Source organism: Streptomyces sp. DSM 116795, assembly GCF_055792905.1.
Genome location: NZ_CM147707.1, coordinates 6584018 through 6605979 on the forward strand (window position 1 = coordinate 6584018; position 21962 = coordinate 6605979).

General features: G+C 67.1%; 19 protein-coding genes. 9 read left to right on the forward strand and 10 right to left on the reverse strand.

Annotated features, from left to right (window positions below; genetic code table 11):
• Window positions 1–3: 3 nt before the first annotated feature.
• Window positions 4–933, reverse strand: a complete 930-nt coding sequence (locus ACSMXX_RS28510; protein WP_473181533.1) for an SNIPE associated domain-containing protein — start codon at window positions 931–933, stop codon at window positions 4–6.
• A gap of 135 nt (window positions 934–1068) precedes the next feature.
• On the opposite strand from ACSMXX_RS28510, the gene ACSMXX_RS28515 reads away from it, so the two are divergent.
• The gene (locus ACSMXX_RS28515; protein WP_473181534.1) at window positions 1069–1362 is read left to right on the forward strand and encodes a hypothetical protein; all 294 of its coding nucleotides are present in this window, start codon (window positions 1069–1071) and stop codon (window positions 1360–1362) included.
• 736 nt (window positions 1363–2098) lie between these two features.
• The gene (locus tag ACSMXX_RS28520) at window positions 2099–2887 is read left to right on the forward strand and encodes an SDR family NAD(P)-dependent oxidoreductase (RefSeq protein ID WP_473181535.1); all 789 of its coding nucleotides are present in this window, start codon (window positions 2099–2101) and stop codon (window positions 2885–2887) included.
• Between the two features lie 83 nt (window positions 2888–2970).
• On the opposite strand, the gene ACSMXX_RS28525 is transcribed toward ACSMXX_RS28520, so the two are convergent.
• The 4 genes from ACSMXX_RS28525 to ACSMXX_RS28540 all read right to left on the reverse strand — a co-directional run bounded on the left by ACSMXX_RS28525 (window position 2971) and on the right by ACSMXX_RS28540 (window position 6677).
• On the reverse strand, window positions 2971–3801 hold the full coding sequence (locus tag ACSMXX_RS28525; protein ID WP_473181536.1) for an oxidoreductase: 831 nt from the start codon (window positions 3799–3801) through the stop codon (window positions 2971–2973).
• Between the two features lie 105 nt (window positions 3802–3906).
• Entirely contained in the window at window positions 3907–4530 is a 624-nt protein-coding gene (locus ACSMXX_RS28530; RefSeq protein WP_473181537.1) for a flavodoxin, read from the reverse strand.
• A 267-nt stretch (window positions 4531–4797) separates the two neighbouring features.
• The gene (locus ACSMXX_RS28535; protein WP_473181538.1) at window positions 4798–5649 is read right to left on the reverse strand and encodes an aldo/keto reductase; all 852 of its coding nucleotides are present in this window, start codon (window positions 5647–5649) and stop codon (window positions 4798–4800) included.
• A gap of 50 nt (window positions 5650–5699) precedes the next feature.
• Complete coding sequence (locus tag ACSMXX_RS28540; protein ID WP_473181539.1) at window positions 5700–6677, reverse strand: aldo/keto reductase; 978 nt, start codon at window positions 6675–6677, stop codon at window positions 5700–5702.
• A gap of 253 nt (window positions 6678–6930) precedes the next feature.
• On the opposite strand from ACSMXX_RS28540, the gene ACSMXX_RS28545 reads away from it, so the two are divergent.
• On the forward strand, window positions 6931–7854 hold the full coding sequence (locus ACSMXX_RS28545; RefSeq protein WP_473181540.1) for a helix-turn-helix transcriptional regulator: 924 nt from the start codon (window positions 6931–6933) through the stop codon (window positions 7852–7854).
• Window positions 7855–8108: 254 nt separating this feature from the next.
• Here the strand turns inward: ACSMXX_RS28545 and ACSMXX_RS28550 are convergent, their stop codons facing one another.
• The 3 genes from ACSMXX_RS28550 to ACSMXX_RS28560 all read right to left on the reverse strand — a co-directional run bounded on the left by ACSMXX_RS28550 (window position 8109) and on the right by ACSMXX_RS28560 (window position 11656).
• Window positions 8109–8645 carry a TetR/AcrR family transcriptional regulator gene (locus tag ACSMXX_RS28550; RefSeq protein WP_473181541.1) on the reverse strand — a complete coding sequence of 179 codons (537 nt, stop codon included), beginning with the start codon at window positions 8643–8645 and terminating at the stop codon, window positions 8109–8111.
• A gap of 89 nt (window positions 8646–8734) precedes the next feature.
• Window positions 8735–10255 carry an MFS transporter gene (locus ACSMXX_RS28555; RefSeq protein WP_473181542.1) on the reverse strand — a complete coding sequence of 507 codons (1521 nt, stop codon included), beginning with the start codon at window positions 10253–10255 and terminating at the stop codon, window positions 8735–8737.
• Between the two features lie 642 nt (window positions 10256–10897).
• On the reverse strand, window positions 10898–11656 hold the full coding sequence (locus tag ACSMXX_RS28560; protein WP_473181543.1) for a TetR/AcrR family transcriptional regulator: 759 nt from the start codon (window positions 11654–11656) through the stop codon (window positions 10898–10900).
• Window positions 11657–11739: 83 nt separating this feature from the next.
• Between ACSMXX_RS28560 and ACSMXX_RS28565 the strand changes: the two genes are divergently transcribed.
• The 4 genes from ACSMXX_RS28565 to ACSMXX_RS28580 all read left to right on the forward strand — a co-directional run bounded on the left by ACSMXX_RS28565 (window position 11740) and on the right by ACSMXX_RS28580 (window position 17036).
• On the forward strand, window positions 11740–12897 hold the full coding sequence (locus ACSMXX_RS28565) for an acyl-CoA dehydrogenase family protein (protein ID WP_473181544.1): 1158 nt from the start codon (window positions 11740–11742) through the stop codon (window positions 12895–12897).
• A 312-nt stretch (window positions 12898–13209) separates the two neighbouring features.
• A complete protein-coding gene (locus ACSMXX_RS28570; protein ID WP_473181545.1) occupies window positions 13210–13851 on the forward strand; it encodes a (2Fe-2S)-binding protein in 642 nt (213 codons plus the stop codon).
• A gap of 12 nt (window positions 13852–13863) precedes the next feature.
• Window positions 13864–14844 carry an FAD binding domain-containing protein gene (locus ACSMXX_RS28575; protein ID WP_473181546.1) on the forward strand — a complete coding sequence of 327 codons (981 nt, stop codon included), beginning with the start codon at window positions 13864–13866 and terminating at the stop codon, window positions 14842–14844.
• Entirely contained in the window at window positions 14841–17036 is a 2196-nt protein-coding gene (locus tag ACSMXX_RS28580; protein WP_473181547.1) for a xanthine dehydrogenase family protein molybdopterin-binding subunit, read from the forward strand. The genes ACSMXX_RS28575 and ACSMXX_RS28580 overlap by 4 nt, the downstream gene beginning before the upstream one ends.
• Before the next feature lie 52 nt (window positions 17037–17088).
• Here the strand turns inward: ACSMXX_RS28580 and ACSMXX_RS28585 are convergent, their stop codons facing one another.
• Complete coding sequence (locus ACSMXX_RS28585; protein ID WP_473181548.1) at window positions 17089–18522, reverse strand: MmgE/PrpD family protein; 1434 nt, start codon at window positions 18520–18522, stop codon at window positions 17089–17091.
• A gap of 76 nt (window positions 18523–18598) precedes the next feature.
• A complete protein-coding gene (locus tag ACSMXX_RS28590) occupies window positions 18599–19633 on the reverse strand; it encodes a zinc-binding dehydrogenase (RefSeq protein ID WP_473181549.1) in 1035 nt (344 codons plus the stop codon).
• A 558-nt stretch (window positions 19634–20191) separates the two neighbouring features.
• Between ACSMXX_RS28590 and ACSMXX_RS28595 the strand changes: the two genes are divergently transcribed.
• Window positions 20192–20509 (forward strand): hypothetical protein, encoded by a 318-nt coding sequence (locus tag ACSMXX_RS28595; RefSeq protein ID WP_473181550.1) that lies wholly within the window; start codon window positions 20192–20194, stop codon window positions 20507–20509.
• A complete protein-coding gene (locus ACSMXX_RS28600; protein ID WP_473181551.1) occupies window positions 20506–21864 on the forward strand; it encodes an MFS transporter in 1359 nt (452 codons plus the stop codon). Before ACSMXX_RS28595 ends, ACSMXX_RS28600 begins: the two co-directional genes overlap by 4 nt.
• The last annotated feature ends 98 nt before the right edge of the window (window positions 21865–21962 follow it).

Here is a 21962-nt window from a genome sequence, read left to right on the forward strand (position 1 = left end):
ACTTCAGCGCGTCCGCATGTTTGACAAGCTCCATCGGGCGGACATCCAGCAGCCACATCCCACCGGCGACCACGGCCAGGAAGTGCGGGATGTGCCACGCTTGCCCGCCCACGTGCTCGAAGTCCAGCCGGAACGGCTGCGACGGCACTTCTGAGGCGCCCAGTGCACGTCGAAGCGAAACGGTACGGAGGCGTCGCCGAGTTCGTTGACCCTGTCCATGGGCTCCAGGCGCCTGGTCAGGCCGATCTTGACCATTCGCTCGCCGAAGGCGCCGACGTTGGAGATGACGTACACGTAGCCGGCACGGATGTTGGCCTCGCGGGCGTCAACCGCGGCCAGGGAGGCTTCGATCTCGGCGAGCTTGTCCCGCAGCTCTGCTGCTCCGGCTCCGTCGAAAGAGCCTGAGGCGCGCAGCCGCTCCAGCGCGGACTGATAGTGCTGACGCTCCTTGTCCAGGCGGCTGCGTTCCCGCTCCAGCTCCTTCTGGAGCCGTTCCTCCTCGCGCTGCTGCTCCCGCAGCTCGCGTCGTCGTTCCTTCTCCTCCTCCTGCTTGGTGAGGTGGTCCGCGGTCAGTTCCAGCTCGCGAACTCGCAGTCGGTGGTACTCGTCGGAGATGCGGATGTGCATCGTCGCGCCGAGGCGGGCGATGGTCTGCCGGGACTTGTCCAACCGGTCCACAAGAGAGGACAGACGGTGCGGGCGCATGGTCCGTACGGCGTTGTCGGCGCGCAGCATGAGCTTGGAGAAGTCGCGCACCATCTTCTTGCCCTCGGTCAGGGATCCGTGGACGTGCCAGTCCGTGGCGGCGAGCACGGCACCCTTCCCACGTGCCAGTGCTTTGACCTGGTCATTCAGAGTGCTCAGCTGGGACTTGTATGCGACCGCGTCCTCCAGCGGGTGCCGGTACTCGTAGATGCCGGCTTCCTGGAGCATCGCTGCGTCTTCCGTGTGCACCACCTGTGCCCGGAGCTGATCCAAGCGTTGCTGGGCCCTCGTTGTCTCCGCTGTGGTGTCGGCAGCCCGGCGCACCACGTCGTCGTAGGCCTGCCGCTCGTCGCTGAGTGCCTGATGCAGCTGATCGGAAGCCCGGTCGACCTTGGCGAGCAGAAGATCGTCCGCCTCCTGGTACGCGATTCGGAGGCGTTCGGTGTCGGCGACCAAGGTGGCTGCTTCTTCGCCCTGAACGCGGGAGAGTTGCTGATGCAGGGCAGTCCTCTCCGCCCCTTGCCGGGCGTGCTCGGCCTGGAGCGCCTGCAACTCGATCGCGAGCCGCTCGACTTCGGCTTCCGCCTGCTTGCGTCTCCGTCCGAAGACGCCCAGACCTCCGTCGGACCTGCCGGAGCTGGAGGTGATCCGCCGTAGGCAGAGACTGCCACCGCGGGCTGCGGAGCCCTCGGGGGCAGACCGGCCTCAGAATCAACGGGCACCCACAGCTGCCAGCCCTGCGGCGGCGCAGGCCAGGAAGGGTCGGGCTGCCAATGGCCGGCGGCTCCCAGCTCTGTGGCGGCTGAGGCCAGGAAGGTGGTGGGTTGAAACCGAATGATAAGGAAGCTTCCACATAGGCAAGTTGGTTGACTCATGTACCAAGTTGCGACATGTAAGAACTTCGAATGGTTGCAGCCTGACCCGAACCGTGACTTTGTGCTGGCGTTTGGTCTCAGCGGGGGCCCGATGCCGCAGGAGCTGACCATCAACGGACCCTCAGTGCACGTCAGTTCATGCGGGAGAGATTGCAGCCCACCGCTCCGTTGTCACGCCTGGCCAGCAACGCCGCGCGCCAGCTGGGACTTCGTGGTTGACGGGTGGCGCCCGGCGCACTAGTCTCCGATCGAAAATAGGAACGATGGTTCTTAAATGCGAACCAGCGAGCGGAGATGGAGGTGTGCTCGGTCAGCGCGTCCCACTGGCAAAGGCTTGTGGACCGCTCAAGTCGTCATGCTGCGATAGCAGGTTGTTGCGAATATCGGCTCGGTTGGCCCCGTCGCGTAAGCGCCGCATCCAAGGTTTGCTCACATTTGTCACCCCCGGGGGCCGCGTTTGAAATCCCGGTGGATCTCCTGATTCCGTAGCTCACAGCGACCAGAATTCGTGGGTTGAGATGGACTCGAAAAACCTTCGCCCTGGAGCAGATTCAAGCCGTAACGTCGTGATCACGGGTGCGGCCGGCGGCATAGGCAGGTCTTTGGCCCTTTCCTTCGCGGGCGAGGGTGACCATGTCATCGCGATCGACCGAGACGGTGCCGGGGCAGAAGCGACGGTCAACTCAGTGCGTCAGCAGGGTGGGGTCGCATCCGCGGTGGTAGCAGATGTCGCTTCACAATCTGACGTCGAGCAGGCATGCTCCTTGATCCTTCAGCGCCACGGTCGTGTCGATGTCTTGTGCAACAACGCTGCTGTCAGGGACCACCGCCTGGACGTGGCACGTCTCTCTGCGGACGTTTGGGAACGGGTGATGAGCGTAAACGTCACCGGGACATTCCACTTCTGCCATGAACTGCTCCCCGGGATGCTGGAGCATGGTGGCGGGGTCATCCTGAATATGTCTTCCATCTGTGGCCTTACAGGCGGTCGGGCGGGTGCGGCCTATACCGCTAGCAAGCACGCCGTCATCGGGCTCACGAAGAACATCGCGTTTGCGTTCGCCGAAGCAGGGATTCGTTGCAACGCAATTTGTCCGGGATCGATCGACACTGAGGGTAGCGCAGCGGCTCGGGAAACCACGCTTCCCGAAGCGAGTCCCCGCTTCTCCCTGCCAACGGCAATTCGTCCAGGCGGGCGCATTCCTTCGCGGAACATAGCTGCAATTGCCGTGTTCCTTGCTTCCGACGCCGCGGCTGCGATCAATGGCCACGCCCTTGTTGCCGACGGTGGCTGGATGGCGGCCTGACGCTGGCACTCCTGAAGAGCGACGTTGGCTTGCTGACCCATTTAGGGGCGCGCCTGTCGCGGAAGCCTTAGGCGGTCGCCCGGTCATGCCGGGAAGTCGGTCATTCTGCTCGCGGTCTCCCATGCCTCGACTTCGCCCATGCGGGCCGCGAGTTCGTCGCGCACGACCGCGATGGCGTCGCTGCCGAGCAGAAGCCGGAACGGAGTGTGGTCGGATTCGAGGGCGTCGATGATGACTTGCGGGGCCCTTTCCGGGTCGCCCGGCTGGCGGCCGTGGGTGGTGTCGTTCTCCTTGCGCCGCAGGCCCGCGGTCTGTGCGTAGTCTGCGATGACGGTTCCGGACTGTTGCAGCGAGCGCCCGGCGAAGTCGGTACGGAAGGCGCCCGGCTCGACGACGAGCACCTTGATGCCGAGCGGGCCGACCTCTTTGCGCAGGGCGTCCGACATCCCTTCCAGTGCGAACTTGGTCGCGGAGTAGTAGCCGGAACCGGGAGCTGAATACTGACCGGCAATCGACGAGACGTTGACGATGGCGCCGTTCCGTTGGGCACGCATGTCCGGGAGTACTGCTTTGATCAGCGCGACGGGGCCGAAGAAGTTGGTGGCGAACAGTTCCTTTGTCTCCGCGTCAGCGGCCTCCTCGACGGCCGAACGGTAGCCGTGGCCTGCGTTGTTGACGAGTACGTCGATTGCGCCGAAGCGGGCTTGGGCCTGCTCGACGGCCTGGGTGACCCGTGCCGTGTCGGTGACATCGAGGGCCAGCGCGAGTGCGGTGTCGGGGTGGGCCGCGGCCAGGTCCTCAACCTTGGTGAGGCTGCGCGCGGTGACGACCGCGTTCCAGCCCCGTTCCAGGACGGCTTCGGCGAGGGCACGGCCGAGGCCGGTGGAGCAGCCGGTGATGAACCACGTGGGCACGGTGGACTGCCTTTCTGTCGTACTGCCTGGCGCATCTCGGTGGGCGCACGGGCAGGTCTGGGCTGCGCGCGGGCGTTCGGTGGGGCGCTGCGTTCGGCGACCGGTCTAGTCTCGGATAATTTCGATGCGCCGTAGCCAGGACTGAACTTGGGCGTCGGCATTGCGGACTTTCTCGCCGCGCACCGCGAGTCCTTCCCCGATGGTCGCGCCCGTGCAGGAGCGCTCGTAGTCGCGCTCGGTGGTGCCCAGGCCGCTCATTGCATACGTGGTGAGGGGGTGGACGTTCTTGCCGCGAAAGTCGAACTTCTCGGTGAAGGTCGACATGATCATGGGTGCTCTGTCGTTCCAGATGGGGCTGCCGAGTAGCACCGTGTCGTAACGCTTGATCGAGGACGGCAGGCCGGCGATGGCAGGTCGCGCATCAGCGTCCTGCTCGCGCTTGTTGCGCTCGACCGTCTCGTCGTAGTCGTCGGGGTACGGGTCGGCGGGCTGGATACGGTGCACGTCGCACTCGATACGCTTGCTGATCATTCGAGCGAGCACTTCGGTGTTTCCGGTCTTGAGGTTGGTGCGCCCGCCGTAGTAGTAGTTCTCGCCCGGCCGGGAGAAGAAGGCCAGGAGAACCCGCTTTTTGGGCACGGGCGTTGAGGCAGAACGCTCAGTGGACTCGGGCTCGCCTCCGTCCCTCGGCGAGGAAACGGAACACCCGGCGATCTGGGCACCGGTCATCACGGTTGCTCCCCCCAGAAGCACACCACGGAGGAGCGCGCGTCGCCTCAGAGCGGCGGGCTCCCTGTTACCGGCGGCCGCACCGCTCGTCGTCATGCGCTGTGGCCGGGCCGGGTCCCGTCGGAGGCCCGGTGGGGATCGCGGTGTCATCTCATGTTCCTCGGTCATGGGAATCCGTATTTCTCGCGCTCTGTGCGACAGGCGTCCCGGGAGTGTTGGCCAGGGACTTCGGAGGCATCGGCGCTGTCGGGCTGCGGCGTGCCGGGGTCAGGCGTCCACGCGTCGTTTGGCGAGCCAGTCGACGATGGCGGGGTCGCGGTGGTCGAAGAAGAGCGAGCCGCCGGTCTCCAGTGTGGCGATGGACGCCATCTGGTCGTCGGTGAGTTCGAAGTCGAAGACGTCGATGTTCTCCGCCATGCGCTCGGCGCGAACCGACTTGGGGATCGTGACGATGCCGCGCTGGATCAGCCAGCGGAGCACGACCTGCGCCACGGACCTGCCGTGTGCCTTGCCGATGTTGCTCAGGAGCGGGTCGGTGAAGAGGTTGTTGCGGCCTTCGGCGAACCCGCCCCAGGACTGGATCTGGACTCCGTGCTCGCGCATGACCTCGTGGTCGGCGGTGCGCTGGAAGAAGGGGTGGGTCTCGATCTGGTTGACCGCGGGCGTGACCTCGTTGTTGACGACGAGGTCGACGAGCCGGTCGGGAAAGAAGTTGGCGACGCCGATCGCCCTGACGCGGCCCTCGCGATGCAGGTCCTCCATGGCGCGCCACTGGCCGTACACGTCGCCGTAGGGCTGGTGCATCAGATACAGGTCGAGGTGGTCGAGGCCGAGCTTGTTCAGTGACGCCTCGAAGGCACGCTTGGTGTTCTCCTGCGCGGGAGCGTCCTGGATCCACAGCTTGGTGGTGACGAAGAGCTCCTCGCGCGGGACACCGCTCTTGCTGATCGCGCGTCCGACGGCTTCCTCGTTCTGGTACGCGGCGGCGGTGTCGAGCAGCCGGTAGCCGGCCGCGAGGGCTTCGGCGACGGCCTGCTCGGTATCGTCCGGCGGGATCTGGTACACGCCGAAACCGAGGATCGGCATCTCGACGCCGTTGTTCAGGGTGATGTGCTGCATGGGGACTTCCTTCTGTGCGGGAAGAGTGGGTTGGCGGTGCGCCTACGGGGTCAGCGTTCGAGCATCCGCAAGCCGGCTTCCGTGTGCGTGGCTCCGGATGCCGGAGGAAGGCCCGTCAGCCTGTCGAGTTGCTCGGCGGTCAGCTCGATCTCGTCGGCCGTGGTGTTCTCCTCGACGCGGTGGACGCGCTTGGTGCCGGGGATGGGGGCGATGTCGTCGCCCTGAGCCAGCAGCCAGGCCAGAGCGACCTGGGCCGGGGTGGCACCGGCTTCGGCAGCGACGGCCTGGACCTCGTCGGCGATGCGCAGGTTGCGCCGGAAGTTCTCGCCGGTGAAGCGCGGGTTGCCGTGCCGGAAGTCGCCTTCCCCGAAACCGTCGGTGGAGCGGATCGTGCCTGTGAGGAAGCCGTGCCCCAGCGGCGCGAACGGCACCAGACCGATGTTCAGCTCCCGCAGCAGCGGCAGCACCCGCGCCTCGGGGTCGCGGGTCCACAGGGAGTACTCCGACTGCACGGCCGTCACCGGGTGGACGGCGTGCGCGCGACGGATGGTGTCGGGCCCGGCCTCGGACAGGCCGATGGCGCGGACCTTGCCCTCGGCGACCAGCTCGGCCAGCGCCCCGACGGTCTCCTCGATCGGGGTGTCCGGGTCCACGCGGTGCTGGTAGTAGAGGTCGATGTGGTCGGTGCCCAGCCGCGTGAGCGAGCCCTCGACGGCGGTGCGGATGTTGGCCGGGCTGCTGTCCAGAGTCCAAGGGCCGGCGCCCGCGTGCGAGACGAGGCCGAACTTCGTGGCCAGCACGACCTGGTCGCGGCGGCCCTTGAGGGCGCGGCTGAGGAGTTCCTCGTTGGTGTACGGGCCGTAGATCTCGGCGGTGTCGATCAGCGTGACGCCCAGTTCCAAGGCGCGGTGGAGGGTACGGACGGATTCCGCCTCGTCCGTTCCGGAGTCGGTGTACCCGTGGGACATCCCCATCGCACCCAGACCGATCCGGGAAACGTCCAGGTCACGCAGCTTGATGTAGCGCATCGATTGCTCTCCGGTTGCCTTCCGGGGTTTCCACTCTGACTCGATCGCCCTGTGACCGCTCGCGACGGGCGCGCCAGGTGGGCCAGTGAGTTACGTCCCCTCCGACCCCGCTGTCCTGCTCGCGCGCTGTGAAGGGCGCTGTCATCAACCTTCGCGGCTTTTCGTCCCACGCGGCAGGCCGGGATCTTCGGGGGTAATGACAGGACCCCCTACAGCAGTGCCGAGCAGGTCAGCGCGGTGTGACACTCGAGCCATGGCATCTGAGCGGAATCCCACCGGCAGCGGCAGCGGTGGCATGGAGCTGGGCCGGTTCCTGCGGGCCCGGCGGACCCAGACCAGCCCCGAGCAGGCAGGTCTCACCGTCGGCGCCGGTGTACGCCGCACCCCGGGGCTGCGCAGGGAGGAACTGGCCACCCTGGCCGGGATCAGCATCGACTACTACGTACGCCTGGAGCGCGGCAAGGAGACCCGCCCCAGCCCCTCCGTCCTCGACGCCCTCGCCCGCGCCCTCCAGTTGGACGACCAGGAACACCACCACCTGCGGGAACTGGCCGCCCGCGCCGCCCGGTACGCCCCCGAGCCGCCACCAGCACCGAGCCGTACCGTGCGCCCCCACCTGAAGCTGCTGCTGGAGTCGATGCGCCCCAACCCGGCCTACGTCATCAGCCGCAGCATGGACTTCCTCGCCTGGAACCCCGGCGGCCTCGCCCTGTACGCGGGCCTGGACGACTGGCCCGCCAAGCAGCGCAACCTCGCCCGCTACCTCTTCCTCCACCCCGCCGCCCGCGACCTCTTCCCCGAGTGGGACAACCAGGTCCGCGCCTGCGTCGTCCGCCTGCGCGCCATCGCCGGCACCGCGCCCGACGCCCCCGACCTGACCAACCTCGTCGGCGAACTCCTCCTCAAGAGCCCCGACTTCGCCAAACTCTGGGAACGCTACGAAGTGACCGGCCGCAAACCTGCGCACAAGACCTTCCACCACCCCCACGTCGGCACGATCACCCTCACCGCCCAGTCCATGGAACTGGAAGGCACCCCCGGCCAACGCCTCGGCGTCTACACAGCCGAGCCCGGAACCCCCGACCACGACGCCGTGCTCCTGCTCGACATGACCACCCCCCGCTCGGCCCCGCACTTGACACAGACGGACCCGGAGCAACGACCCGAACGGCCCTGACGGCCCCACGTGAGGCTTCGGCAAGTGGACAAGCGCCGACACGATGGGGGCTGCCTGGCAGACGCCGTCCTCGGCATCGTCCGAACGTCCCGGGACCGCTTCATGAGCGAAGGCTGTGGACAAGCTGGCTCAGTCCCATTCGGAACCGTCTCGAACGCCAGCGAGCCAGGCCTCAATTGCCGCCCTGCTCCAGGCCGTGCGATGCCGAGGAGTGACCAGGAGCAGGGCGCTCGGGCCAGCGAGCAAGTGGAAAGTCAGGAAGGCGAGTCGCCCGCACCGTGGCTGGCCTCTCCGGCGCTCTCGAGGATGGCGCCGATCGCCTGGGGGCTCATCGCTGACAAGCCGTCGAAGAGAGCGCTCGAGCGGAGGGCGATCACGCCAATCAGGCATGAGATCAGGACCTCTGCCCGTCCGTTGGGATCGTCGGCGCCCTCAGCTGCCAGGCGTTCGGCGAGCGGCGAGATCAGGCGGATGCGGATCTCCTCCGCCGCGGAAGCGCGCACCTCCAGGGCGGCACTCTGGGAGAGGAGCGCCTGGACCAGTGGGCCTGGTGCCCCCCTCTGATCGGCCCGCTGCAGCGCCTTCACGGTGAACGCCACCAAGTCGAACTCTTCGGCCGAGGCGGTCACTTCGCGGCTGTCTTCTTCTACAGCGGACTGGTAGAGCGCAGCCTTGTTGCCGAAGTACCGCGCAATCAGGGAGGCGTCCACACCGGCGCGCTCTCCGATGTCCCGGAGGGTCACCGCGTCGTAGCCATGGCGACCGAACAGGTCGCGGGCTGCGCCGAGCAACTCTGCCCGAGTTGCGTCCGAATCGCGCTTTCTGCCACTCGCACGTTCCGTACCCGAGCCCATCGTTCGTCCCTTCCGGCCCGGCGCCGTCACCGCCCTGAACCGCGGCGGAGGATACCCCACCGGGAACCCCCTGACCCGGTGCCGGCAAGCGGCCCCCGTGCCACGACAGCGTGGCCTGACTCGGATGCTGCGCTGTGACGGGTGGGCAGGACGATGGCGGCAATGACGCCGACGAAGGAGGCCGCCGCGGTCACCAGGAACGCCGTGGTGTAGGCGGCGCCTCGGGGAATCTCGCTGCCGGCCGATGTGTACGCAAGCATGATCGCTGATATAGCGGCGCTGCCGACGGCACCGCCTACCGTGCGCAGCACCTGGTTGAAGCTGGTAGCGCTTCCCGTCTCGGACGTCGGGACGTGACGCACTATGAGCAGAGGCATGACTGCAAAGGACGCTCCGATGCCGGCACCGAGCAGGAAGGTGCCAAGGACCAGCAAGCTCACGTGCTCGCGCCAGAGCGCGAGCAGGACCAGGTCGAGGCAGACCACGAGGGGCCCCAGCGGCAGCACCCGGTAGAGCCCGATCCGTGAGACAAGAGCCGAAGCGGCACGATTCGCTGTGATACTGCCCAGGGACATCGGCATCAGGACAAGACCGGCAGCGGCAAGTGAGAGGTGAAAGCCATACCCGGCCGCGGCGGGAACCTGTGTGTAGAGGTTGACCAGGGACAGCACGGCGTACATGCCTATGCCCGCCATGAGCGCGGTTGTGTTGGCGGCCAGGACCGCTCGATTGCGTATCAGCCGGATATCCACCAGTGGGTCCCTGGTGCGAAGCGCCTGGGCGATCCAGACAGCGACCAGCACGACGCCGGCACCAAAGCAGCCGAGGGTGGCAGCCGACGTCAGGCCCCAGGCCACACCCTGGCTCAGTGCCAACAGGACCGTCGCCAGCCCGGAGCAGAGCAGCGCTGCACCGGTCACATCAAGTGGACGACGTGGCACCAAGGACCCCACGGGCACCACCCGCGTGACGACAACCAGTGCGACGGCGCCCAGCAGCGCGGCGAACCAGAAGCCTGCACGGTAATCGAAGTGCTGAGCGATGACCCCTGTCACGGGATAGCCGAGCCCCGCGCCGACAGAAGTGGTGATCGAGAGCGAGGAGATCCCAGAACGCATGCCCTTTGCCGGTAGGTGGTCGCGCGCGACGGCGATCGCAAGTGGCATCACGCCCATCCCCAGCCCCTGAAGAGCACGTCCTACCAGTAGCAGGCTGAAAACAGGAGCAGTCGCTGCCAGAACACTTCCGATGCACGCACCGGCCAGAGCTCCTTGGATTGCCCCGCGCCGGTGTGGCCCGTCCCCGAGCCTGCCCAGGACCGGTCCGGCTATCGCCCCGGACAACAACGTCGCGGTCAGGACCCATTGGGCAGTGCTGAGGGATATGTGCTGCTCGTGCGCGATGGTCGGCACCATGGGTGCACCGAGCGTGCTGATCACGGAGACCGACAGGGCCGTGAACATCAAGGCGGGCAGGAGAGTTCGTCGGCCAGTGGCACCGTTGCGACGGCCCTCATCGAGGCGGGAGCTCTCGTGGATCCCGGTCATGCTGCCCGGTCCTTCCGTACGCTATGTCATCAGCAGATGTCATCGAGCAATGACAAAGGTCCCGCTTCAAGCTGCCATCGACACGCCCTCCGGCCGTGAGGGCCGGTGGGTCGCGTCAACTCATCCTTCCGGACCAGCGTTGGCTGCCAGCTGGCGACCGGTCGTGACAGGGTCAGCCGTGCCTGCTCGGCACGGCGCGGTCCTGGTCCGATCGTTGACGGAACGGCGGTATCGCATACGCGGACTGTCATTCGTAAATGCGGAGCCTCTGTTCGAACGTATCACGCAGACAGATTCGAGCGGAGTCTCATGCGATGGAGGTTTGGCCCTCCGCGGCCAACGCCGGGGTGTCGGTGGCGAGTTCAGCTATCGGTCCAGACTTCGCGCGCCTCTGGACATGTGCCCGGATCAACGAGTTCGAGGCGTCCTTGGTTGGCGGTCGAACGACCGCACACTGCGACGGGTTGAACACCCCAGGACCATCCCGAGGCCCCGCATGAGGCCGACCCGTGGGCTTCGGTCGTGGCAGACCCAGCCAGGGCGATTGCCGGTCGGCAGGGCAGCCGTCGTGCCGAGGCAAGCTCGGAGAGCAGACCATGCCCCAGCTGTCCCAAGGGCAACGGTCAAAGGCCCAAGAGGGAACTAAGTACCTTCATATTGTGGCACTGAGTTCCCCGTGCAGGTTTGTCCGGATCGGGCGCTCTCAAGTCGTTGGACGATCTGCCAGGTTGGAGTATTGCTGCGGGTTACCAGGACGAGCGTTTCCCCCGTGTCGCACCAGGTGCGATGAACCAGATCGAGGGCGCGGTCGACGCCGGCGGCGGCATCACCACGAGCGCCGGAACGCAGCCACGTGCGCAGTCCGTAGTTGTGCGCGGCGACCACGCTCGCGGCGACTGTGTATGCCCGCACGTCTCCGTCCGTGAGCGGGGCGAACCGGCCCTTGAGGTACGCGGCGAGGGCTCGCTCGTAGCGCCGAACCACGGACGTCTCGTGGGCTCTGAGTGCTGCGACCTTGCGGGTGAGCCCGTATCGCTTCACCGAGAACTCGGCGTTTTCGGCATACATGCGCATGACCAGGCGGGCTGCTCCGCAGGTGCGTCCGACGGGGTCGGGGTCCTGGGCGCCTTCCTCCAGATACTCGATCATGTCGGCGAGGGCTCGCTCATGGTCGGGGAAGACGACTTCCTCTTTGGTGGGGAAGTACCTGAAGAACGATCGCCTGCCTACGCCGGCGCGGCGCACGATGTCGTCGATGGTGGTGTTCTCGTAGCCGCACTCTGAGAAGAGTTCGAAGGCGGCTGACACGAGGAGATCCCTGATGGAGACCTTCTCCCGGGTCTCTGCCGTCGTGGGTTCACCCGAAGCACTCGACCTCGCGCTGTCCGTTTGCTTGTCCATGGGCACGAACGTACAGACCCCTTCTTGGGGTGGCACTCAGTATGCATAATTAGGGCACTCAGTGCCGCGTAGTGGGAGAGCTTATGTCGGAATTCAACCTCTTTCGCCTGTCCGAGGAGCACGACATGCTCCGGGACGTGATCCGGTCGCTGGCCGAGGCGAAGATCGCTCCGCATGCCTCCCAGGTGGACGAGGAGGCCCGCTTCCCGCAGGAGGCGCACGACGCACTGGTCGCCAACGATCTGCACGCCGTGCACGTCCCGGAGGAGTACGGCGGCTCGGGCGCCGACGCGCTGGCCACGGTGATCGTGATTGAGGAGGTGGCCCGCGCCTGTGCGAGTTCCTCCCTGATCCCCGCGGTGAACAAGCTGGGTTCGCTGCCGCTGATCCTCTCCGGCTCCGACGAACTGAACAAGAAGTACTTGACGCCGCTCGCCAAGGGCGCCGGGACGTTCTCCTACTGCCTCTCCGAGCCGGATGCGGGCTCGGACGCTGCCGGCATGAAGACGAAGGCGGTCCGCGAAGGTGACTTCTACGTCCTGAACGGCGTGAAGCGCTGGATCACGAACGCGGGCGTCTCGGAGTACTACACGGTCATGGCCGTGACCGACCCGACGAAGCGTTCGAAGGGCATCTCGGCGTTCGTCGTCGAAAAGTCCGACGAAGGGGTCTCGTTCGGCGCCCCTGAGAAGAAGCTCGGCATCAAGGGCAGCCCGACCCGCGAGGTCTACCTCGACAACGTCCGCATTCCCGCCGACCGCATGATCGGCGAGGAGGGCACCGGCTTCGCCACCGCCATGAAGACCCTGGACCACACCCGCATCACCATTGCCGCCCAGGCCCTCGGCATCGCACAGGGCGCCCTCGACTATGCCAAGGAGTACGTCAAGGAGCGCAAGCAGTTCGGCAAGCCGATCGCCGACTTCCAGGGCATCCAGTTCATGCTCGCCGACATGGCCATGAAGACCGAGGCAGCCCGCCAACTCACGTATGCGGCCGCGGCGAAGTCCGAGCGCGACGACGCCGATCTCACCTTCCAGGGTGCGGCCGCCAAGTGCTTCGCCTCGGACGTCGCCATGGAGGTGACCACGGACGCCGTCCAGCTCCTCGGCGGCTACGGCTATACCCGCGACTACCCGGTCGAGCGCATGATGCGCGACGCCAAGATCACCCAGATCTACGAGGGCACCAACCAGGTCCAGCGCATCGTGATGGCCCGCAACTTGCCTGGAAGCCGGTGAGGCTTTCGACAGGAACAGGCATGAGATCGGGGGTGCCGGACTCGGCGATGCTCGCCGAGTTGGTGGCCCTGGGGCCGGCACTGAACCAGTGCTCAACCGACCCACTCTGACAGTGCTGCGCCTCGTGGGACAGGCGCGAGGGGGGCTGTGTCACACCCTGGCTGGTCATTCCCCGGCACAGCACGGCCTGTTGCACGGCCAGTCTGCCCAGCAGGCTGGATGGGAGCCGAAGTTGCCCTGGCCCAGCGAGGTACGGCGCGCGGCTCGCGCCGGCCAGTACGCCCCCATCTTCCCCCTGTTGAGAGAGTGGGCATGTCTTCCGAATTCTCCGAGACAGCTGTGTCTCCTCCTGTCCAACCCCCGTCCGCGCCGTCGCGCCGTACCTTCGTCACGAGCTCCGCTGCTGTCGGTGGTGTTGTGACGGCGGGTGCTCTCGGCGCAGGTCCGTCGCTGCTCGGTGGCGAGCAGACAGCTGACGCCGAGGCGCCACCCAGCAGCCGCGTCTCCCTCACCATCAACGGCCGGCGGCACACCGTCACGGTAGACAATCGGACGTCGTTGCTCGACCTGCTGCGCGAGCACCTCGGCCTGACCGGCTCGAAGAAGGGCTGCAACGCCGGTGCCTGCGGGGCCTGCACGGTCCTCGTGGACGGACGCCGGGTCAACTCCTGCCTGACGCTGGCGATTCGCGTGGACGGCACCGAAATCACCACCATCGAGGGCCTTGCCGACGGTGACGAACTGCACCCTCTGCAGCAGGCGTTCGTCGAGCACGACGCATTCCAGTGCGGCTACTGCACACCGGGTCAGATCATGTCCGGCGTCGGTTGCATCAAGGAGGGACACACCGGGTCGAAGGACGAGATCAGGGAGTGGATGAGCGGCAACCTCTGCCGCTGCGGCTGCTACACGAAGATCGTGCGGGCGGTCGAGCAGACCGCCGGGCGGAATTGAGGGCCATTCACCATGTACCCCTTCACCTACACGAAGGCGCCCGACACCCGCGCGGCTCTCGACGCCGGCCGGCGCGGCGGACGCTACATCGCCGGCGGTACCACCCTCGTCGACCTGATGCGCGAGACCGTCGAACGCCCCGAGACGGTGGTCGACATCAGCGGCCTACCGCTGCGCGAAGTCACCGTCACAGAACGCGGCGGGTTGCGCATCGGTGCGCTGGTCACCATGACCGAGGCCGCCAACCACCCCAAGGTACGCAGCACTTATCCGGTCATCGCCCAGGCTCTGGAGCTGAGCGCGTCCGCTCAGCTGCGCAACATGGCCACCATCGGCGGCAACATCATGCAGCGCGCCCGCTGCACGTACTTCCGTGACGTGACCGCCGCCTGCAACAAGCGGGACCCGGGCTCCGGTTGTGCCGCGCGTGAGGGCTTCAACCGCACCCACGCGATCCTGGGAACTTCCGAGGACTGTGTGGCCACCCACCCCTCCGATGTCGCCGTCGCGTTCGCGGCACTGGAGGCACGGGTGCGCCTGCTCGGCGCGGAAGGTGAGCGGACTGTCCCCCTCAAGGACTTCCTGCTCCGACCCGGCCGCACCCCGAATCGTGAACACGCCATCGGACACGGCGAGTTGGTTACGGCCCTGGAGATTCCGGCCCTCCCGCGCCCGTTGAAGTCCGGCTACCTGAAGGTCCGCGACCGCCAGTCCTACGAGTTCGCCCTCACCTCCGCCGCCGTCGCCCTGCACATCCGCGGCGCCGTGATCCGCGAAGCCAAGGTCGCCGCCGGCGGGGTCGGGACAGTGCCGTGGAAGCTGACCGCCGTCGAGCGGGCCCTCGTCGGTGAACGCCCTTCGGAGCGGCTCTGGGCACGGGCGGCCGCGTCGGCAGCGGAGGGGGCCCGGCCGCTGAAACACAACCGCTTCAAGATCGAGCTGCTCGAGCGGACAGTCGAACGCCAGCTGCGCATCGTAGGAGACAGCGAATGAGCCCCCAGCCGCAGGCAGCCGTCGGAGCCCCGCTCTCCCGAGTGGACGGGCACCTGAAGGTGACCGGACAGGCCAAGTACGCCGCCGATCACGAGCCCGACGGGGTCGTGCACGCCGTGGTGGTCGACAGCAGTGTCGCCCGCGGCCGGATCACCGGCATCGACACACGCGCCGCCGAGGCGCAGCCCGGTGTACTGAAGGTGATCCACCACCGCAACGCACCCAAGCTGCCCTACCGCGACAACCCGGGATCACTCAACCTTCCGGGCGAGCGGCTGCGCGTCTTCCAGGACGACCAGGTCCGCTTCCACGGCCAGCCGGTCGCCGTCGTCGTGGCCACCACACTTGAGGCCGCCCAGCACGCGGCGAGCCTGGTGAGGGCCGCTTACGACACCGAGCGGCCCGTCATCGACCTGACCGATGCCCCGGCGGAGGGCGACCCGGTCACCTACGAGCGCGGTGACGCGGAGAAGGCCCTCGAATCCGCCCCCGTACGGCTGGAGATGACGTACCGGCCCGCCCGCAATCACCACAACGCGATGGAGCTCCACGCCACCGTCGCCCGCTGGCAGGGCAGGCGGCTCACGCTGTGGGACAAGACGCAGTGGGTGCAGAGCCCGCGGGACCAACTCGCCGCAGACTTCGGCATTCCGGCGGAATCCATCCGCGTCATCTCGCCGTTCGTCGGCGGTGCGTTCGGCAACGCGGCGCGTGCCTGGCCGCACATCACCATCGCGGCGCTCGCGGCCCGCGAGGCGAAGCGTCCGGTCAAGCTCGTACTCACGCGCAGGCAGCTCTACTTCGGCGTGGGATACCGGCCGGGATACGAGTACCGGGTACGTCTGGGCAGCGACCGCCGCGGACGGCTGACCGCCATGACCCACGACATGCGCGCAGAGACGTCACGGTACGAGAAGTTCTCGGAGCGGGGTGTCGTCTCTCCGGGGCAGATGCTGTACACGACGCCCAACGTCAGCCAGACGCACCGTACGGTGCCGCTGGACGTGAACACCCCGACGCCGATGCGCGGCCCGGGCTACTCCACCGCCGCCTTCGCCGTCGAGAGCGCGATGGACGAACTCGCCCACGAGCTCGGCATCGACCCGATCAAGCTGCGCGAGCGCAACGAACCCGAGAACGACCAGTCAAACGGGCGTCCGTTCTCCACCCGGCGGCTGCGCGAGTGCTACACCGTGGGCGCACGCGAATTCGGCTGGGACCGCCGCAACGCCGAGCCCCGATCGACCCGCGACGGCGACTGGCTGATCGGCACCGGCATGGCGACCGCGCTGTACGACACGCTCAGGTCCCCGGCGAAAGCCCGGATCCGGTTGGACGCAGACGGCACAGCCCTGGTCGAGTCCGCGACCAGCGACATGGGCCCCGGAACCTACACCTCCATGACCCAGATCGCCGCCGACGCCCTCGGCTTGGCTGTCCGCAACGTCACCTTCCGGCTCGGCGACACCGCCCTGCCTCCGGCACCGATCCACGGCGGCTCGCAGACCATGGCCAGCGTCGGATCCACCGTCCAGGACGGATGCGACAAGCTTCGCCGGCAGGCGGTCGAACTCGCCGTCGAGGACCGCGAATCGCCGCTGTACGGAGCGGACGTCCAGGACATCGTCGTACGGGGCGGCCGGCTGCACTTGAAGAGCGACCCCTCCCGCGGCGAGACCTACCAGCGGCTTATGTCGCGGAACAACCGCACCGAACTGGAAGCCGACGGCTCCTACACACCTGGACAGGCCCGGTCCTCCATGTACGGCTACGGCGCCGTCTTCGCGGAGGTCGCCGTCGACGCACGACTCGGCCTGGTTCGGGTGAGGCGGATGCTCGGTGTCTTCGACGCGGGCCGCATCATCAGTCCAAAGCTGGCCGACAGTCAGGCGCTCGGCGCCATGGTCGGCGGCATCGGCACCACGCTGCTGGAGCACACGGTCACCGACCACCGCGACGGCCGGATCGTCAACGCCGACCTGGCCGACTACCTGGTCCCGGTCAACGCCGACGTCGTCGATCTGAAGGCGATCTACGTCGACGGCCGCGACGACGAGGCCGACCCCATCGGCGTCAAGGGCCTCGGCGAGCTCGTCCTGGTCGGTGTGGCACCGGCCGTCGCCAATGCCGTCTTCCATGCCACCGGGCGCCGCATCCGCGACCTGCCGATCACGGCCGAGGCGCTGTTGTGAACCGGGGTGGTTCGCACCACCGCTTGCCGTCGTTCTTTCCTGCTCGGAAGGATCAGGAGGTGCTGGAACCGTCCGTCGCGACCATCCGGACGACGTCCGCGACATCGGGCGCGACCTCGAGGGCGAGGACGGCACCGGCCGCCCGCTCGATGGCGTCCGGTCGGAGCAGACCCTCGGCATTGCTGCGGAACTTGCGGATGATGTCGTCGGTGGACATCGTCGTGCTCGGGTCCGGGGACGGAGTGCCCTTGGGGTAGAGGCACTCGCGCACGAAGGTGGTGCCCCGTGCTTCGACCTCGACCCGTGTGGGTCTGCTCTGCGTGTGCGCGGAGACCGAGGTCGCGTAGTCGGGGTGTGCCTCGTAGGTGGTCCGTCCCATCAGCGCCGTGACGGACGGGTTGAAGACGACCTCGCGGTTCTGCCACGCCCTGCCTGGCGGAATCCGGTGGGCGGCCACCGCGAGCGCGTGCACGATGCTGTATTGGGCGTCCTCGATTTCGACGATGTCCCGGTTCTGCCAGACGGGATAGGACGCCGCGAAAGACTCGCCCCAGGCGCGGACGGCGTCGATCTCCTCGGGCTCCAGATTGTGCTCTTCGATCAGCCCGGTGAGTGCGTCGAGTGCGCCGTGCGAGCCCCGCGCGTGCGGGTACGGCTTGTAGGACAGTGCGTCCGGGAAGCCCCAGTCGCGGCCAAGCTCGTCGAGGATCTTCTCTGGCTGCCACCTGGTGGTGCCCACGTAGCGGGGAAACCCGTGTTCGGCGTCATCGAGGATCTCCGGATTGCCGCGGTGTCCCAGTTCCGCCATGTGGGCCGCGGCAGATGCGGCCTGAGTGAGGGCACCGGCCGAGAGATACTTCAGCGTCGTGGACGGTGTGTAGTTGCACCAGGAGCGGAATGAGTGGACCGGTGTGGTCATGCCGGCGATGCCTAGCGCCTCGATGATGACGTCTCGACTCTGCGAACGCAGCATGCCGATCGCCGCGGTGGCACCGAACACCGTCGAGCTGTAGCCGAAGACGGGCGGCATGGTGTATTCGCCGTCCCGGATGTCGCGCAAACCGTCCATGGCCCGGCCGAATCGGTAGGACACCTCATGCGCCACGGCTATTGCGGTGATCAGCGACTCACCGTCCGCGTGACCGGCCTCGGCCTCCGCCAGCGCGCCCGGGAGGACGTACGGGGTCACGTGGCCGGGGGGCAGGATCGCGTCGAAGTCGAGGGCGTTGATCAGTTCGCCGTTCGCGAAGGCGGCGCCGAACACCGTGCTCCGGTGCGGGCTGCCCGGAATGGTGGCGTCTCCCGATGCGCCGCCCATGCGGAGACCGATCTCTGTCCCGGAGCGGCCTTTCATCGTGGCGTGCCCGGCGACGGCACAGCCGACGGAGTCCAGGAGCAGCCGCTTGCACTCTTCGACCACGGGGCCGGGCAGGTCATCGAACCGGATTCGACGACTGAGGTCCGCGATCGCCTCGATGATGGTCATCAGCGGACCTCCCGGATGCGAGCCCTGTGGATTGCGCCCTGGGAGTGGTCAGGGCCGTTGACATGCTGAGGTGCGATCACGGACGTACGAGGGTCTTCAAAGCCTCGCGGTCGTTCATGAGGCGGTAGCCCTCCGCGACGTCTTCCAGTCCGACCGTGCGGTCGAAGACCCGCCCGGGTCGGATCTCCCCGTTGAGGATGTGCGGCATGAGGTCTTCCATGTAGGCGCGGGCAGGAGCGACGCCACCAGTGAGGGTGATGTTGCGGAGGAACTCGGGGAAGCCGAGGGGGACTTCGGGGTACTGCGGGGCTCCGACACGGCTGATGACTCCGCCGTCGCGAACCGCGCCGACGGCTTGGACGAGTGCGTCCTTGAGGCCGACGCATTCGAGTACCCGCTCGGTGCCGCGTCCGCCGGTCAACTCGCGCACAGCGGTGACGCCTTCCTCGCCGCGTGCCGCGACCACATCGGTGGCGCCGAACTCACGGCCCAGGTCGGTGCGCCCGGTGTGGCGGCCCATGAGGATGATCCGCTCGGCGCCCAGCAGCTTCGCGCAGATGACCGCCGACAGTCCGACGGCGCCGTCGCCGATCACAGTCACGCTGGCGCCGGGCTCGACCCCCGCGGTCCGGGCGGCGTGGTAGCCGGTGCACAGCACGTCGGAGAGAGTGAGCAGACCGGGCAGCAGCTCGGAGTCCTCGCCGACGGGGAGTTTGACGAGGGTGCCGTCGGCGTAAGGAACGCGGGCGGCCTCGCCCTGGCCCCCGTCGATGCCGCCCACACCCCATGGGCCCCCGTGGGGGCAGGAAGTCTGCAGGCCCTCGCGGCAGTAGGCGCACGTGTTGTCCGCGTAGGTGAAGGGGACGACGACCACGTCGCCGCGCCGGACACGGGTCACCTCCGTACCGGTCTCCTCGACGACGCCGATGAACTCGTGGCCCATGTGGCGGGGATCGTCGGTGAACGGCTGTGACTTGTAGGGCCACAGATCGCTGCCGCAGACGCAGGCCAGGACGATGCGGATGACGGCGTCCGTGGCCTGTTGGAGCTTCGGATCGTCGACGTCTTCGACGCGTACGTCGCCGGCCTGGTACAGGAGTGTCGCGCGCATCGTGGAGTAACTCTCCTCGGGTCGTTGTGTCGTGGGGTGCTTTCCTCGCCGGCGGCGGATGTCGTCCGGGAGCGCGTCGCAGTCGGCGTCATCGTCCTGCTCGGCCCCGGTCGTGTGGGGGAGCCGCTGCTGTGGCGATGACCTCCTCTGTGACGGGGTTTCCCGACCTCGATGCTTCCCTTGCCGACCGACCGCGCCCGATGGCCGTTGATCAGCACCTCACAACGTCCGGTCACGCCATCCTCCCAGGTCGCACGGTGTACCCGGGGTAGTCAGAGGCACTCGTGCCGACAGAGTAGGTACGTAATTGCGAACCCAAGTACCTATTTACAGTCGCGAGGCTAAGAGTCCGGATCGGTGCCGTCAATGGGATCGACCGGTGTTACGTCCACGAAAAAGGGCTGCGCACGAGCGTTGACACGTACCAGGGCGACTCTTACGGTCGATCGCACATACGGTCTTGCATACGTATATACGAACTGTCTCCACTGGGAGCGGGCCTTGCCAACAGCACAACAGGCCCGCCGAGCCGCGCCCGTCATCGATAAGGACAGGTTCATGAAGGTTGGCCTCATCGCGCTCGGTGCCATGGGCACCGGGGATGGCGCTCAATCCCGGTCCGGGTCCCGGACGGCATCGACCCGAGCGACGCAGCTCATCGACGTCGCCGCTCACGGCGGTGAACTGCCGGCCCGACTGAGCCGCCACATCGAAGGCGCCCTCAACCTCAACCGCGGCTGCAGGGTCGCTGAACTGAAAGAAATTTCCTCGCAGTTCGCGCGCCGCATCGCCGCACCCCCGCGACAGACCAATTCCCCGGCTGTCGGCTCACCTGACGCTGCGACGAAGCCGCGTCGAAAGCAGGGAGAACAATGACACACACACCGGAACAGGCAATTCCGCCGAGCGCCACATCCGGCCAGGCCGCTGAAGATGCAGCTCCACCCAAGAACATGAAACGAGTCGCGAGCGCCAGCTTCATCGGCACCGTGATCGAGTTCTACGACTTCGGCATCTACGGCACCGCGGCCGCCCTGGTCTTCCCCGCGATCTTCTTCCCGGCTCTGGGTGAGGCCGCAGGCACCATTGCCTCGTTCGCGGCACTTGGCGTCGCCTTCCTGGCACGGCCGTTCGGCAGCATCCTGTTCGGGCACTTCGGCGACCGCCTCGGACGCAAGAAGACCCTGATAGCCACCATGCTGCTGATGGGGGTGTCCACCGTTCTGGTGGGGCTGATGCCCACCGCCGGCCAGATCGGAGTCGCTGCCCCTGTTCTGATCATCCTGCTCCGCGTCCTTCAGGGGCTGGCGGCTGGTGGCGAGTTCGCCGGCGCGGTGCTGTTCTCCTCGGAGCACGCTCCCAAGGGCAAACGCGGCTTCTGGGCGATGTTCCCGTCCTTGGGCGGAGGCGGCGCGATCGTGCTCGCCAACGCCACGTTCTTCCTGACCTCAGTGCTCATGAGCGACAAGACGTTCACCAGCTGGGGCTGGCGGGTTCCCTTTGTCGCCAGTTTCGTGCTCGTCATCTTCGGGCTCTGGGTGCGGCTGAGGGTTGATGAAACCCCGGTGTTCAAGAAGGAGATGGCGCGCTCGGACGCCTCCAAGGTGCCGTTCGTCGAGGCGTTCAAGCACCAGCCGGCTCAGGTGCTGTTGGGGACCGGCACAGCGACAATGTGCTTCGCCCTGACTTACATCGGCGGCACCTATCTCGTCCACTACGGCACAGCGGAACTCAAGCTGACAAACACCTTCGTCCTGGGCATGGCGATGGTGGGTGGATTGGCGATCTCCGCCGGAGTCATCCTCGGCGCTGTCCTCTCCGACCGGATCGGACGGCGTGTAGTGATGATCGGTGCCGGCGGCGCAGCCGTCGTATGGGCGCTCGTTCTGTTCCCGATCCTCGACCTCGGCTCCCGCACCGTCTTCGCCATCGGCCTCTTCATCACCATGTTCATCTCCGGCTTCGGCAGGGGTCCCCAGGGCGCGTTCCTGTCCGAGCTCTTCCACACCCGGTACCGCTACACGGCCGTTGGTCTCGCCTACAGCCTCGCCGGCGTGATTGGTGGCGGTATCCCGCCCCTGGTCGCCACCTCCATCATCGGCTCTTTCGGCAGCTTCGTGTTCGGCGTCATCCTGGCAGCCACCTGTCTGGCCAGTCTGCTGTGTGTGCTGAAGGTCCGCGAGACCCGCCAGGTCGACCTGGACGACGTCGCGTCGGATGCGAAGCCCTGACGGCCGTGCAGGCAGAAGACCAGCATCCATCGGGCCCCGAATGCTCCTGCGGCCGGAGTGAGGTCTGCAACGTGCGGGACCTCATTCACGGGGCGGGC